The organism is Streptomyces sp. NPDC046925 (assembly GCF_040644915.1).
In the GTDB taxonomy this organism is placed as follows: Bacteria; Actinomycetota; Actinomycetes; order Streptomycetales; family Streptomycetaceae; genus Streptomyces.
In genome coordinates, this window is record NZ_JBEYWZ010000020.1 from 1 (window position 1) to 14,601 (window position 14,601).

Consider the following 14,601-nt stretch of genomic DNA (forward strand, 5'->3'; position numbering starts at 1 on the left):
CACCGCACCACCGCACCACCGCACCGCCGGACCGCCGGACCGCCGGACAAAGACAGGCAGCCCACACCACCACCCCGCACAAACCACCCCGCCGACAACCAACCCGCCGACAACACCGCCGGATCAGGGCCCACCCCGCCCCACAGGTATGCGCCGCCCCCGCCCCACAGGCGGACAACAAGGCGCAGCCAGACCCCGGCCACACAACCCACACACCAGACACAGCGCCGGACACAACCGGCCACAGCCAGCGCACGACCCCGACACCCACCCGGACACCCACCCAGGAAACCCTCAGCAGGCAGGACGGGTTCTCACCGCACCACGACGTTGTCCGCGGCCGACGTCGATGGGCCGGTGGTGGTGTTGCCGTAGTACGCCCAGCGCCACGCGCCCGTCTTGGATGCCTTCACGGTCGTTTTGAGAGCGCCCGAGCCATTGGCGTGCACCTTCTTCACCGTGGTGAAGGAGGCGGCTCCGCTGGGCTTGAACTGCAGGCTCACCAAGCGGCTTCCGTAGGAGGCGTACTTCCTCGTCTCCCAGTTGGCCCGCGTCACCTTGCCGGTCACCGTGATGGTCTTGCCCTTGGCCACCGGCTCCGGCGAGGCGTTCACGCTCAGGCGGGAGTTGCGCTTGACGTAGGCGGTCAGGCCCTTGTCGTCCGTGTCACCGCCGCCGCCCGTGAAGGACACCTCGGCCGCGACCTTCCAGGCTCCGGCCTCGCTGTTGCGCATGTCCCATTCACTGGGGTCGAAGTACATCGTCTCGTTGAAGTCGCAGACACCCGAGCTCACCTGGTGGCAGTCGCTCGTTTCGATGGCGTGCCACAGCCGTTCCCCCGAATTCCCCGTACTGCCGCGGTACAGGAACACCGCCGGCCACTTCCACTTCTTGGTGGTCGCCATCCGGAACGAGGTGGGCGCCGCGACCTCCTCGGACACCCCGATCACGATCGGCTTGCCGCCGTTCACCTGGACGCGGGTGAAGGAGACCCCGCCCTCGGCCGCCCCGGCCGGCACCGCGGCCATACCCGTGAACACCGCCGACGCGCCAACGGCCACGACGGCTCTCCAGACCTTCTTGCCCACCTGATCCCCGATCTCTGTGTCTCTGTACCGAAAGGTGCCGGAGAGCCCTCCTCCGGCGCCTTACAGACCGCCGCGGCCCATACGGGGTTGCACACCCGTAGATCACGATCGGGCATCAGAGGATCCTCGCCTCGTGCCTCTGACGGTGAGGCGCAACCAACCACCGAACCCCGCCGATCCCGCCGCCCGGAGGGCATCCCTCGCGAGGACCGATCGAGGAGGAGGCGCCCCTGGCCGTCGGTGTGTCCGCGCGGCCGGGCGCCTCTCAATCTTCTACCAGCGACCAAGCCTTTCCCTGAAGCGGGCACATTCGTTGAAGGAACCGGCCACCCCGGACGTTGGCCATGGGTTGCCCCCGCTCCCGCTCCCCCAGGAAGCTCAGCAGAAGGTCCCGGACAGCACAGACATGAAGGAACCCGGCGTGCGCAGCACGCAGCACGGCCGGGGCTGGGGGCTCCGCCTCCCGCCCACACCGAAAGGACAGCCCCCATGACCAAGCGGCCGCCCGTCTACATCCTCATCACCCCCGACGGACAGGCCCGGTGGGGTCACCAGCTCGCCGTCGCCGAACAAGCGATGGGACCGCACGGCATCGGCCGCTCCTTCCTCACCCCCCAGGCACGCCTGCGCATCGCCGCACCAAACGCCGCTCTCACCAGCCCCGACCAGTACGCGCCCAACCCCTACGCCGCCCAGGTCCTCGCCCACCTCGTCGGCCTCCCGCCCCACAACACCCCCGAAACCCGCGGCCCAGTCGCCCTCTACGGCTTCGACCCCACCAACGAACGGGACCGCACCCGGCCGCTGACCACCCCCGAACGCAACACCATCACCCGGGCCCTCACCGCCGCCGGATGCACCACCACCTGAGAGTCCCCACCCTGCTGCCCGCCCCTTCATCGAGGTTGAAGAGTTGGTCAGAGACCTTTCTCGAATCGCGCCTCGCTGACGTCGGTCAGGCTCAGGGGTCGTCGGGCCTACGGTCTCTGCAGGGCGTTGCCCGATGGCGTGGTGACCCGCAACTCAGCCCATCGATGCGGGTTTTGTGGCCTCAAGCCTATGGAGCTGTGCTCTTTGGGTATGGGGCGCCCGGCTGTCGTTTGGCGTGTGGTGAGTGTTGCCCGCAAGTGCACCGTGTGGTTGCCCTCTTTGGCGGCCTGGTTGCGTGATGTGGGCAGCGTGTGGGGGTCTTCCGCATGTTCTGTGCGGAGGTCGGGGGCCCTGCGTGTGATGCTGAGGCCGCGGGGGTTCGTGTCGGCAATGTCGGCATCCGAGCGGAGGATTTATGGTTGATCAGGGGATCGGCGACAACGTTATCGGCGTGGGGGACACACTCAGTGCTGAGAACGTCGCCGTCTACCGGTGGCTGGCCCTCCACGGTCAGCTCGATCCGGCACGGATAGCCGAGGAGACCGGGCTCGACGAGACGGTCGTGAGCGGTGCGGTGAGCTATCTTCTGCGGATCGGTCTGGTGGAGCGGGGTGGGGTGGGTGATGGGCAGCTGCGGGCCGTGAACCCGGCGCGTGTTGCCGCCGTGGCTACCGCGCCGATGGAGCGGGCCATCGCTCAGCAGGAGGCGCGGCTCAATGTGTTGCGCGATCAGTTTGCCCAACTGGCCGCCGATTATGACGAGGGGCGGCACAGTGTCGCCACTGACGTGGAGCGCATTCCCGGGCTCACTCAGGTGCGGGACGCGCTGACGCGAGCCGCGGCGAACTGTCGCGAGGACATGGTCACCGTGCAGCCCGGCGGCACCCGTCCCCCTGAGGTGCTCCAGGACGCGTTGCACCGGGACAGTCAGATGCTGGCCCGGGGAGTGCGGATGCGGACGCTCTACCATCACACCGCCCGGTTCAACGGTCCCAGCCAGGCGTACGTGGCCCGGATGAGCGCCCTTGGCGGGGAGTACCGGACCGCCCACCAACTGGCCGGTCGGTTGATCATGTTCGACCGGGAGCTGGCGTTCATGACCGACCACGACAACCGGCTCGGGGCGGTGGTGGTCCGGGAGCCTTCGGTCGTGCATTACCTGTACGAGGTCTTCGAGCAGACCTGGTCGCAGGCGCAGCCTTTCTCCGACGCTGCCGCCGACGGCCTGGAGGCCGTCGCCAAGGATCTGGACCGCACCATCCTGCGGCTGCTCGCGACGGGGTTGAAGGACGAGACGATCGCCCGGCGGCTCGGCATGTCGCTGCGCACCACCCGCAAGCACATCTCCGACATGATGCAGGCTCTCGGCGCCGAGAGCCGCTTCCAGGCCGGGGTGGCGGTCGGCACGGGAGGGTTGTTGGACGACGACGGCGACGATGGCGGGGGCGGGGAGGCGGGCTCCTCCGCCTCTGCCGGTCAGGCCTGATCCGGGCGGCGATGCCAGCGGCACGCGCACGGGGGCGTCCGGTGCGCCCGGGAGGGGTCAGTCCGCGTCTTCCAGGCTCAATTCCAGCAGCGTCGTCGGGGCGTGGATCTCCGACAGGAGGTAGGTGTGGTCCGGGGGGACGAACAGGGTGCCGCCGGAGCGCAGGCGCATGCCCAGCGGGTGCGAGGGGCCAGGGGCCGGGTCTTCGCCGTTGCGCGTCAGGTCGCAGCGGCAGGCGCCCTCCACGACCGTGACGGTGGAGCCGCTGCCGCTCGGCTCGCCCTTCGTCGCGGGGGACCCGGCGGCCAGGAAGCGGTAGAAGGGGCGCACCCGCAGCCGGAGTCTGCGGCCGAGCTCCGCCGCCAGTGGTTCGGTGTCAGGTCCGCCCGGCACGGGGGCAGCGGCGTCCGGTTCCGGGCGCGGCGGCCGGGGCAGCGCGATGAGGGCCGGGAGGGTGTTGGGCTCCTCGGGCCACAGCAGGGCGGGGCCCTTGGTGCCGTTGGCCTCCACGCACAGGGCCAGCTCTTCGACGTAGGACTGGATCGGCCGGCTCAGGGCTTCTTTTTCCTGCCCTTCTCCTTGTCCGGGCATGCTTCTCCGATCTGCCGCATGTCCGGTCGATGCGGGGTGAGTGGGGTGGGTCAGGGTGCTGCGGCGCCGTGGCCGCGGCGAGCATTCTGCCTCTCTGACGTCAGGACCAACAGTCACGTGCACGCGTGACAGGGGGAGCTATTGCGCTCGTCGAGCGCGGTCAGGCCGCGGTCAGGCCGTCGTCCGGTGCGGGTGGTCGGAGAGCTCCGGCGCCGTCATGGGGTCCGCGTCCCCGATCGCTCCGGTGAGCGAGCCCTCGGCCGACAGGGCGAGGAGCAGCAGGTGCATGCGGTTGCGGGCTCCTGTCTTTGCTCGTATCCGGCGCATGTAGGTGTCGACGGTGTGCGGACTGACGTCCATGCGCCGGGCGATCTCGCGGTAGGTGTCCCCGCGTGCGACGTGTCCCAGAACTTCTCTCTCCCGGTGGCTGATCTTGCCGACTGCTTCCCCGAGTTCACTGCTCACAGCTCCGACGCCCTTTCTGTTCGGGTACGCGCAGGTCATTCAGATCGTTAGGGAAGGCGGCCCCAGCCGCTGTCGCCGTTGTCCCACGCGGCCGAGGACATCGTCGTCTGGGCGCGGAGGTGGCCGGTCTCGGCGGCGGCGGTTCCGGCCACCGCGCCGACCGTCAGCAGGCACAGGACGCTGAGTACGAACACGCGGGCAGACTTCATGGTTTCTCCTGCTTTTCCTGGAATCGAGGGGGGGGTGGCAACGCTGGGGCCGTCCCGGCCGCTGGTGGTGCGGCCGTTCCCTTTCGCTCTTCCAGGATGCTGCGCGGCCCGCCCCGAATCCATGGACCGGCCCGTTCACCAAGTTGCCCCGTGCGGAAGGGGAAGGGTGCACGAGTCGCCCATCTCGTCTCAATCAGCGGCAAACGTCTCGCGGAGCTTCGCTCGGTCGATCTTTCCGTTCCGTGTCGAGGGCAGTGCGGTTAGTTCGGTGAAGTGCCGTGGAACCATGAAACGGGGCAGGCGGGTTGCGCAAGCGTCCCTCAAATCCTGCTCGTTGACCGTTGCTCCGGTCACGCGCGTGTAGAACGCGGCCAGTTGGGTGGAGGCGGCGACCTTGACGCCGACGACCGCGGCGCGGCGCACTCCGGGCACTCCGGCGAGCACGGACTCCACCTCGCCCGGTTCGACTCGGTAGCCGTTGACCTTGAGCTGGTCGTCGAGGCGGGATACGAAGTGGAACTGGGTGCCGTCGAAGGTGACCAGGTCTCCGCTGAAGTAGCAGCGGCGCGGTCGGCCGTCCTGGTGGGGGGCCTCCCGGAATTTGTGCGCGGTGAGCTCCTCGTCACCGGCGTATCCGACCCCGACGCAGTTCCCGGCGATGACCAGCTCCCGGGTCTCGCCGGGCTCGAACGGGCGCAGCGCCCCGTCCACTTGGCACAGCAGCTCCGCGTCGACTACCGCTGTCCCGATGGGCGGGCGGTCGGGCCAGTCGGTGACCTCGCCCGTGAGCCGGTACTGGGTCACGACGTGGGTCTCGCTCGGCCCGTACTGGTTCACCAGGGTCAGGTCACCGGCGGCGCAGAACTTGCGTACCTCGTCGTTGATGACCAACTGCTCGCCCGCGACCGAGATCTCCCGCAGGCTCGGTGTCTCGACGCCCGCGACGCACGCGGCGGCGGCCAGGCCGTGCAGGCCGACGACGGGCTGGAAGAGGCGGGCGGCCTGGTGCTCGCTGATGATGTCGAGCAGCGTGAAGGGATCGAGGCGGTCGTGGTCGTTCACCACGATCAGGGTCGCGCCGGCCAGCCAGGTCGCCACGGTGTCCTCGTAGACCATGTCGAAGCCGATGGACGACATGTGCAGGGTGTTCGGTACGCGGTCGTGGCTCCACCGCGCGACGTGCCAGTTGCCCAGGTCCGCGAGGACCACCGGAGGCACCGTGACGGCCTTGGGGTCGCCGGTGGAGCCGGAGGTGGGGATGACGTAGCAGATGGGTCCGGTTGCTACTTCGTCGCGCCGCGTGCCGCGGATCGAGTCGAAGGTGTGCTGCGGGACGTGCGAGTCGACCGGTGGGCACGCCTCGTCGCGCAGGATCATGGCGCAGCCGGCGCTGCGCACGAGTTTGGTAGTCCAGGCGGGCGGCATGGTCGGGTCGATGGACAGCACCCCGGCGCCGACGCGCCAGACGCCGAGGACCGCCGCGCTGCGGGACCAGGAACGTGTGGCGTGTACGTCGACGACGTCGCCGGGGCCGATGCCTTGTGCGGCCAGGCCGCCCGCGATCTCGGCCGACAGCGCGTCGAGTTCGGCGTAGGTATGCCGGACGCCGCCGTCGATGACCGCCACCGCGTCCCGGTGCCGGGTGAGGGCGTCGACCAGCTGCTGGATCAGTGAACCGTCGACGTCGCTCATGCGATCAGACCTCCGTCGACGAGTTCCAGCGGCCGGTAGTCGCGCGAGGCGACGAACTCCGGGCGCGGGTGCGGTACGTCACGCAGTTCGTTGTCGACGCTGTTGTAGCTGACGAACGCCATGGTGCGGCTGGTCGGCGACATGTTCGCGCCGGATCCGTGCGCGATGCAGGGGTCGAAGAACAGCAGGCTTCCGGCGCGGCCGACGATGGAGCGGATCTCCGAGTCGGCGGTCACCTTGGCCATCTGCTCGGCGTCCAGCGCGAACTTCAGCTTCGACGACAGGTCGGCCTCCCACTGCGAGGTGCCGGCGGACTCGGGGTGCCAGGGGGCGATCTCGCCGTTTCGGTGCGAACCGGGCACGACCAGGAGCGGGCCGTTGTGCTCGGTCGCGTCGTCCAGGAGCACGGCGACGTTGACGGCGCGCGGCTCGGGCATGCCGTCCTTGTTGCCCCAGACGCTGTAGTCCTGGTGCCACTGCCACACCTCGCCGCGCAGCGCCTGCTTGGCGTTGACCTTGCACTGGAAGACGTGCACCTTGCTCTCCAGGAGTGCCTCCGCCGCACAGAGCAGCTGAGGCAGCCGAACCAGGCGGGAGAAGAGGGCGCCGGTGGTGTGGCAGCCGTGGATGCCGCGCACCGTGGTGCCGTCCTCCTCGAAGATCCGGCCGGGGTGCTCGGTCGCGTAGAGGTCGCTCACCTCGCGTCGCAGGGCGGCGATGTCGTCGGCGTCGAAGACGTCGTCGAGGAGCAGGAATCCCTCGGACCGGTATTGCGATATCTGACTTTCGGTGAGCATGGCTCGCTGACCTCTCTGCGATGTCGCGGGGTGGTGGGGTGGGTTACGGCGAGAGTGGCGGGTGCGGTACCCGTCCGGCCGCGGCGACCTCAGATGTGCTGCCGCATCGGGGTGAAGTCGGTGAGGATGACCGCGCGTTCGCCCGGCTCGGTGCCGGCGCCGCGCTTGATGGGCGAGACGTAGTGGCTGACCTTCACGTCGGTCACGCCGTACGACTCCAGCGGCTTGGTCAGCTCGAACTCGGCGAGGACCTCGTCGGCCGGGACGTCCGCGGGCTGCTTGCCCCGGTACTGCGGCGGTGCGATGACGTTCAGGCCGCCGTCGACGTTGCTGCGGTAGACCAGGTGCGCGAAGACGAACGGCTCGCCGTCCTGGTGGAGCTCGTTGGGCGAGGAGATGGCCTCGTTGCCGTGGTCGTCGACCGCCAGCTTGATGAGGTGGACGCCGACGTGCAGCGGGAACGCCAGGTCGCTGCGCGACCAGCGGGTCTGCTCGAAGTCGAAGTCGACGATCTCGCGGATGATCGGGTTGTTGCGGGCGGATTCGCTCATGGCGGGCAGCTTGCGCAGCACGCCGACGTATTCGGGGTTGTGGTCGGCCTGCCAGTAGCCGTTCATCCAGCCCTCGTCGCCGAAGTGCGAGTCGGGGATCCAGCTGAACTCCCGCGACCACGGCAGGAAGATGCCGCGGGCGTAGCGGCGGTTGCGTCCCGCCTCGGTCGCGTAGGGGTCCGGCGGGAGGTCGACGAATTCGGCGCGCAGGTTCTGGAAGGCCGGGTCGGATTCGGTGATGCCGAATATCTCGGCGAGGTCCCAGCGGGCGAATCCGTGCTCGACGAGTGCGGGCGTTTCGGTCAGCGTCTGCATGATTTTCCCAAGCGGTAGAAGAGAAATTGGTGGATGGGGGTGGGCAGCGGCTGGTGATGGGTGGCGGCCGGTGCCGTCAGGCCGTGGCCAGCGTGCGTGCCTGGCGTACGACCACCTGGCGGCGGCGGCCGCGCCGGGTGGACAGCTCGACGCGGGGGCTTTCGTCGAAGAGGTCGAGGCGCAGCAGGCGTTCCTCGCTCCAGCCGAGCAGCCGGAACTCGCCGGCGCCCAGGTGCAGCAGTTCCACCGGCCCGCGCCCCTCGACGCGCAGGACGAGCACGTCGTCCTCGGCACTCACCTCGGCGGCGAGGTCGCTGTCCTGGTCGTCGACCACCGGCTCGCCCCACTCCATGAAGGAGAACGGCACCGCGAAGCTGCAGCTGAACTCGGCGAGTTCGCGCGCGGTGAGCGGCAGGACGGGGCGGTAGTACGCGATGTCGCTGGCCGGCAGCTGGGCGCGGAAGCTGTCCGGGAACAGGGCGAGCAGGCTGTCGCTGGTGGCGACGTCGGCGACCAGGTGGATCCTGGAGCGCTCCCCGGTGTTGCTCAGGGAGTGCGGGCGCTCGAAGTCGGCGTACCAGAGGGTTCCCGGCTGCCAGCGCTGCTCGACCCCGTCGAGGACCATGACCGCGTCGGGGTTGGTGACCAGCGGGATGTGCAGGCGTACGTAGCCGTAGGGCAGGCCGAGCGGGGTGTCCGAGTGTTCCTCGACGGACACGCCGGGGGCCAGCGCCATCAGGCGGACGCTGCGCAGTTCGGTGCCGAGCTCGGACAGGACCTGGCGCAGGTACGGCGCCTTCGCCATCAGCGGCGTGTCGGCGAATCCGTCGCGTCCCGGGCCGCCGGGGTCGGTGCGTGTGAGGTCTCCGCCCGGCGCGCGCAGGGAGAGGACCTTCCAGTCCACGTCGGACTCCTCTCCGACGGCGCCGTCCTCGAAGGACCGCTGCAACGCCCAGAATTCGGAGCCGCTCAGTTCCGCGAGATCCGCGGCGAGCCGGTCGGCGTCCAGGTCGTTACGCAGCATGACGGTGGCCGGAAGGTGTTCCAGGGAGCTGCTCTCGTGCATGAAGACCTCGCTTCGATGAGCTTTTCTAGCTCTTCTTGCTTATCCCTTGCCATTGAATTCTTACGTGTTCGGCACTTCGGGAAAAGCTTCGGACAGGGGGCAGAAACGTCCAGGACGCTTTAGGACAGGGCCTTTTCGGTATCCGCCGCGGTAATGGTGCGCGCGGATTCCGGGAAATCACGCATGCGTCGTATCGGACCGCAGAACAGAATTGCTGTCGCCATTACTTGGAGACCGCTGAGCATCCACATCGTTTCCCGGACTCCGGACAAGGCGCCGAGCGTGCCGCCGAGCAGTCCGCCGACGGCGATGGCGCCGAAGCTGATGACGGCCGCGCTGGCACTGACGCGCCCAATAAGGTCCGGTGGGCAGTAGCGCTGGCGGAAGGTGTCGGTGATGACGGACGCCGCGACCACGCCGGCGCTGCAGCCGATGCCGCCGAGCACGAAGAACGCGAGTCCGAATCCGGTGCCGGTCAGCGGGAACAGCAGCGTGAAGGGCGCCGCGCCCAGGTGGCAGATCAGCACGGCCCGCGCGGTTCCGTGGCGCGCGGATACCCGGGGGGAGAGCAGGACGCCGAGGATTCCGCCGAGACCGCACAGCGTGAGGACCGCGCCGACCGCCGCCTCGCCCGCTCCGACCGTCCGGACCAGGAACGCCACTTCGATGGAACTCATGCCGGTCAACGCGATGTTGGACACCGCGCTGAAGACGGCGAGCGAGCGCAGTACCGGGTCCCGGAAGAGGAAACTCAGGCCGTCGGCGACCTCGGTGCGCAGCCGGCGCCGCTCGACGGCCGGGGGCGCGGGTTCGGGCGTGCGGATCGTGCGCAGACACAGCCAGGACACCAGGAAGCTCAGTGCGTTGGCGACCAGGCCGGTGACCGCGCCGAAGGCCTGGACGAGCATTCCGGCCAGGCCGGGGCCGATGACCTCGGTGGTCGACTCGCTGCCCTGCAGCCGCGCGTTGCCCGCCAGGAGTTCCTCGTCGCGGACCAGGACCGGCAGGAACGCGCGTTGCGCGGTGGTGAAGAAAACGTTGGCGCACCCGCCGACGAACGCGGCCGCGAGCAGCTGCGCGATGGTGAGGACGCCCGCCCAGGCCGCGACCGGAACACTGACGAACGCGACGAAGGCGACGACGTCGGCGACCAGCATCACCGGGCGGCGGGGCAGGCGATCCACCCAGGCGCCCGCGGGCAGGCCCAGGATCAGCCAGGGCAGATACGCGACGGAGGTCAGCAGGCCGACGACGAAGGTGCTCGCGTGCAGGGTGAGGACGGCGACCAGCGGCAGCGCCACCACAGCGATCGAGTTGCCGAGCAGACTGGTCGTCTCCCCGAACCAGAACAACCGGAAGTCACGCCCGGACACCGAGCCTTGGTTGGCCACTGAGTCCTGGTTGGCCACTGAGCCCTGGCCGGGCGACTCGCTCATCGCTCCCCCGCCGCAGGTGCCGCAGGCATCGCACGCACCGCAGGCCGCGACGCGTCCAGCAGGGCAAGCTTCCCGGCGATGACCGAGCCGATCCGCGCGATCGGATCCCGCTGGGTGATCTCACCGTGGCCGCAGGCGATCTCGTGCACCTCGAACCGTCCGGTCACGTGCGCGCGCCACGACTCCGGTACGGGCGCGTCCTGCGCCTTGCCCTCCGTGGCGGAGAAGAACACCGCGTCTCCCTCGTACGTGCGGGGCCGCAAGTCCTCGTAGATCCGGTCGTTGTCGACGAACACCCGGGCCAGGGCCGCCGCCTCCTCCCGCGTCAGCCATTCGAGGGTGCTGCCCGGCCGGCGGACCGCCTGCTCGTAGGCGTCGAAGTCCATCGGTTGACGGCCGGACTGCCCGCCGGACTCGGACAGGTCGTATCCCAGGGAGTCCAGGAGCTCGGCGAACGTCTCCGGGCTTCCTTCGTCGAGGGGCCGGTAGTCGGGGACCGACGCGGGTGGGTAGCCGTCGAGCAGGGCGAGCAGGTCGACCTCTGCTCCGGCGGCCTGGAGGTCGGTGGCCAGGAGGTGGGCGATGACGGCGCCGAAGGACCAGCCGATCAGCCGGTAGGGGCCTTCGGGCTGTACGGAGCGGATCTGGCGCGCGTAGTCCTCGACCATGGCTCGCCAGGAACCCCCGCACGCCTCCGCGTCGGTGAGCCCTCGGGCCTGCAAGCCGTACACGGGGTAGTCGGCGTCGATGTGGCCGAGCAGGCCCGCGTAGCTCCAGCTGATCCCGGCGGCCGGGTGCACGCAGAACAGCGGCGGCCGGTCGCCGCCGGTGCGCAGGGGCAGCAGGGGCGCCAGCGGGTCGTGCCGCGCGCCCTCGGTCAGGCGGTCCGCGAGGCCGGCGGCGGTCGGCGCCTGGAACAGGTCCAGGATGGTGAGCTTGCCGCCGAGCACCGTGCGCACCCGGGAGAGCAGCCTGGTGGCCAGCAGGGAGTGGCCGCCCAGGTCGAAGAAGCTCTCCTCGGCTCCGACCCGGCTCAGCCCCAGGACCTGCGCGAACAGATCGCACAGGACCTCCTCGTAGGGTCCGCGCGGGCCACGTGATGTGGGGCGGTGCGCGAGGTCGGGGTCCGGCAGCGCGTCGCGGTCGAGTTTGCCGTTGGGCGTCAACGGCAGCCGCTCCACCGTCTGGAAGAACGACGGGATCATGTGGTCGGGCAGCACCGAGGCAAGCTGGCCGCGCAACTCGCGTGCGTCCGGGGCCTGGCCGCCCGTGGTCGGCTGCACGTATCCCACCAGGCGCTTGTCGCCCCCGGCGGCCGCGCGTACGGCCACGGCGGCCTGCGCCACGCCCGGGCAGCGGGCCAGCGCGGCCTCCACCTCGCCGAGTTCGATACGGAAGCCCCGCAGCTTGACCTGGTCGTCGACGCGGCCCAGGTAGTCGAGCCTGCCTTGGCGGTCCCAGCGGACCAGGTCACCGGTGCGGTACATGCGGGTCCCCGTCTGCCCGGCCGCGGGCCAGGGGCAGGCGACGAACCGTTCGGCGGTGACGGTCGGGCGGCCCAGATAGCCGCGGGCGACGCCGGGTCCTGTCACGTACAGCTCGCCCGGCACGCCCGGCGCGACGGGGCGCAGCCGCTCGTCGAGCACGAACACCCGGGTGTTGCCGATCGGCCGGCCGATCAGCGGGTGCGGGCTGTCCGCCGCGTCCCACCACAGCGCGTCCAGGGTGCATTCGGTGGGGCCGTAGAGGTTGTAGCAGAGGGTGTCGGGCGTCGCCTGGCGTACGCGGGTCCACAGCTGCTGGCCTGCGGCTTCCCCGCCGAGCAGCAGCACCCTTGGTGCGCCCGGCGCGGTGAGCAGGCCTTCGTCGAGCAGGTGCTCCGCGTAGGTGGGGGTGACGTCCAGGACGTCGATCCCGGCGGCCTTGACGTAGGCGGTCAGCGCGGCGGCGTCGCGCCGGATCTCGTCGCCGATGACGTGCAGTTCATGCCCCGCCAGCATCCAGAACAGGGCCTCCCACGAGGTGTCGAACGACAGCGAGGCGGTGACAGCGGACCTCAGGCGCCTGTTCGCCGTGGCCTCGGTGCGCGCGATCAGGCCCGCGCGGTGGAAGGCATACAGGTTGCTCAGGGCGGCGTGCGGGGTCACCACGCCCTTGGGGCGGCCGGTGGATCCGGAGGTGTAGATGACGTACGCGGCGCTGTCCGGGCGTATGCGGCCCGTCAGGTCGGGCAGGGGGCCTGATGGTGTCTCATCCCGGTCGGCGAACACCGACGGCAGCTCGCCGAATTGGTGCGTTGCCGCAGTCGCGGTGTCCGTGACGACGGCGACCGGTGCAGCGTCGCGCAGCATGTGCGCGATCCGCTCGGGCGGATATTCCAGGTCGAGGTGCAGATACGCCGCGCCCGTCTTGAGGACCGCCAGCATCGCGACGACGGAATCGGCCGTGCGGGGCAGGGCGAGCGCGACCACCCGTTCCGCCTCGGCGCCCTGTGCGCGCAGGCGGCGGGCCATCAGGTCGGCGCGCGCGTCGAGTTCGGCGAAGGTGAGCCGCGTGTCCCCGCACACCAGGGCCGTCGCATGCGGGGTGCGCGCGGCCTGTGCCGCGAACAGTTGGGGCACGGTGTCGGGCGAGGCAGGCGCCGTCGTGTCGTTCCAGGCGACCAGGGTTTGGTGGCGGTGTTCGGCGGAGAGCGGGTCGGCCGCGCTGATGGGCTGCTCCGGGGCTGTCACGAGCTGCCTGAGCAGCCGGGGCAGGGCGTCGGCGATGTGGTCGGCGGTGGCCCGGTCGAAGAGGCCGGTGGCGTACTCGAGGGTGCCGTCGATGCCGGCTGCCTCGCCGTCGGGGGCGCGGTGCTCGCGGAAGTCGGCGGTCAGGTCGAACTTGGCTATGCCGTGGTCCGATTGCTCCTCGGTGCAGGTCAGGCCCGGCAACGCGAGGGTCCCCTGCTCTGCCCTGGACAGGGTCAGCATGACCTGGAAGAGCGGATGCCGGGCCAGGGACCGCTCCGGGTTCAGGTCCTCGACCAGGCGCTCGAAGGGGACGTCCTGGTGGTCGTAGGCGGCGAGGTCGGTGTCCCGCACCCGGTGCAGCAGCTCTCCGAAGGTCGGGTCACCCGATACGTCGCTGCGCAGGACCAGGGTGTTCACGAAGAAGCCGACCACGCCTTCCAGCGCGTCGTCCAGGCGCCCGGCCACCGCGGTGCCGATCGGGATGTCCGTACCCGCCCCGAGCCGCGAAAGGAGGACCGCGAGACCGGCTTGCAGCACCATGAAGGTGGTGCAGCCGTGGTCGGCGGCGACCGCGAGCAGGCGGCGGTGCAGTTCGCCGTCGAGCTTGACGGGTACGCAGTCGCCGCGGTGGTCGGCGATCGCGGGGCGCGGCCGGTCGAACGGCAGCTCCAACTCGGCTGGTAGTCCGGCCAGTTGACCCCGCCAGTACGACAGTTGCGTGGCGAGCAGGCCCGACGGTTGGTCCTCCGCGCCGAGCAGGTCCCGCTGCCACACCGCGTAGTCCGCGTAACTGACGGGCAGCGGCGGCCACTGTGGTGTCTGCCCCGCGGTCCTGGCCCCGTACGCCGTGGCCAGGTCGGTGAGCAGCGGCTGCCAGGATCCCTCGTCGCAGGCGATGTGGTGGAGCACCAGCGCCAGCACGTGCTCCTGGGACGCGAGCGTGAACAGCGTTGCCCGGAGCGGGAGTTCGTCCGTCAGGTCGAAGCCTCGGTCGAGGGTGGCGGTCAGCGCGTCGGCGAGTTCGCTCTCCTCGCACGCGAGTACGTCGAGCCCGGGCCGCCGGTCGACCATGTGCGGTACGGGTTCGCCCTCGACGCCCGGGTACACCGTGCGCAGCACGTCGTGCCGGTCGGCCAGGTCGGCGAGCGCTGCCGCCAGGGCGGTGCGGTCGAGGTCGCCGCGCACGCGGATCACGAGCGGGCAGTTGTAGACCGCCGATGCGCCGTTGACGCGGTTCAGGAACCACAGCCTGCGCTGGGCGTAGGACACGGGGGACGCAGGGGACACGGGGGACACGGGTTAC

12 protein-coding genes are annotated in these 14,601 nt (G+C 70.1%); 2 read left to right on the forward strand and 10 right to left on the reverse strand.

The window, feature by feature from the left end; translation table 11 throughout:
- Positions 1–314 precede the first annotated feature (314 nt).
- Entirely contained in the window at positions 315–1,088 is a 774-nt protein-coding gene (locus ABZ906_RS43300) for a hypothetical protein (RefSeq protein ID WP_361392550.1), read from the reverse strand.
- A 489-nt stretch (positions 1,089–1,577) separates the two neighbouring features.
- Here ABZ906_RS43300 and ABZ906_RS43305 point away from each other — a divergent pair, with 489 nt between their 5' ends.
- Together ABZ906_RS43305 and ABZ906_RS43310 are read left to right on the forward strand one after the other, a co-directional pair.
- A complete protein-coding gene (locus ABZ906_RS43305) occupies positions 1,578–1,958 on the forward strand; it encodes a hypothetical protein (RefSeq protein WP_361392553.1) in 381 nt (126 codons plus the stop codon).
- Between the two features lie 415 nt (positions 1,959–2,373).
- On the forward strand, positions 2,374–3,444 hold the full coding sequence (locus ABZ906_RS43310) for a helix-turn-helix transcriptional regulator (RefSeq protein ID WP_361392556.1): 1,071 nt from the start codon (positions 2,374–2,376) through the stop codon (positions 3,442–3,444).
- A gap of 57 nt (positions 3,445–3,501) precedes the next feature.
- Here the strand turns inward: ABZ906_RS43310 and ABZ906_RS43315 are convergent, their stop codons facing one another.
- The 9 genes from ABZ906_RS43315 to ABZ906_RS43355 form a co-directional block, all read right to left on the reverse strand.
- Entirely contained in the window at positions 3,502–4,035 is a 534-nt protein-coding gene (locus tag ABZ906_RS43315) for a hypothetical protein (protein ID WP_361200659.1), read from the reverse strand.
- Positions 4,036–4,206: 171 nt separating this feature from the next.
- Complete coding sequence (locus ABZ906_RS43320; protein ID WP_361200657.1) at positions 4,207–4,500, reverse strand: helix-turn-helix transcriptional regulator; 294 nt, start codon at positions 4,498–4,500, stop codon at positions 4,207–4,209.
- A gap of 47 nt (positions 4,501–4,547) precedes the next feature.
- Positions 4,548–4,709, reverse strand: a complete 162-nt coding sequence (locus tag ABZ906_RS43325; protein ID WP_361392559.1) for a hypothetical protein — start codon at positions 4,707–4,709, stop codon at positions 4,548–4,550.
- Positions 4,710–4,898: 189 nt separating this feature from the next.
- The gene (locus ABZ906_RS43330; protein ID WP_361392561.1) at positions 4,899–6,401 is read right to left on the reverse strand and encodes an AMP-binding protein; all 1,503 of its coding nucleotides are present in this window, start codon (positions 6,399–6,401) and stop codon (positions 4,899–4,901) included.
- Complete coding sequence (locus ABZ906_RS43335) at positions 6,398–7,198, reverse strand: phytanoyl-CoA dioxygenase family protein (protein WP_361200652.1); 801 nt, start codon at positions 7,196–7,198, stop codon at positions 6,398–6,400. Before ABZ906_RS43335 ends, ABZ906_RS43330 begins: the two co-directional genes overlap by 4 nt.
- Before the next feature lie 89 nt (positions 7,199–7,287).
- The gene (locus tag ABZ906_RS43340; RefSeq protein ID WP_361200650.1) at positions 7,288–8,064 is read right to left on the reverse strand and encodes a 2OG-Fe dioxygenase family protein; all 777 of its coding nucleotides are present in this window, start codon (positions 8,062–8,064) and stop codon (positions 7,288–7,290) included.
- Positions 8,065–8,140: 76 nt separating this feature from the next.
- A complete protein-coding gene (locus ABZ906_RS43345) occupies positions 8,141–9,130 on the reverse strand; it encodes an aspartyl/asparaginyl beta-hydroxylase domain-containing protein (RefSeq protein WP_361392563.1) in 990 nt (329 codons plus the stop codon).
- A 119-nt stretch (positions 9,131–9,249) separates the two neighbouring features.
- On the reverse strand, positions 9,250–10,566 hold the full coding sequence (locus ABZ906_RS43350) for an MFS transporter (RefSeq protein ID WP_361392565.1): 1,317 nt from the start codon (positions 10,564–10,566) through the stop codon (positions 9,250–9,252).
- Positions 10,563–14,594, reverse strand: a complete 4,032-nt coding sequence (locus ABZ906_RS43355; RefSeq protein WP_361392567.1) for an amino acid adenylation domain-containing protein — start codon at positions 14,592–14,594, stop codon at positions 10,563–10,565. The genes ABZ906_RS43350 and ABZ906_RS43355 overlap by 4 nt, the downstream gene beginning before the upstream one ends.
- Between the last annotated feature and the right edge of the window lie 7 nt (positions 14,595–14,601).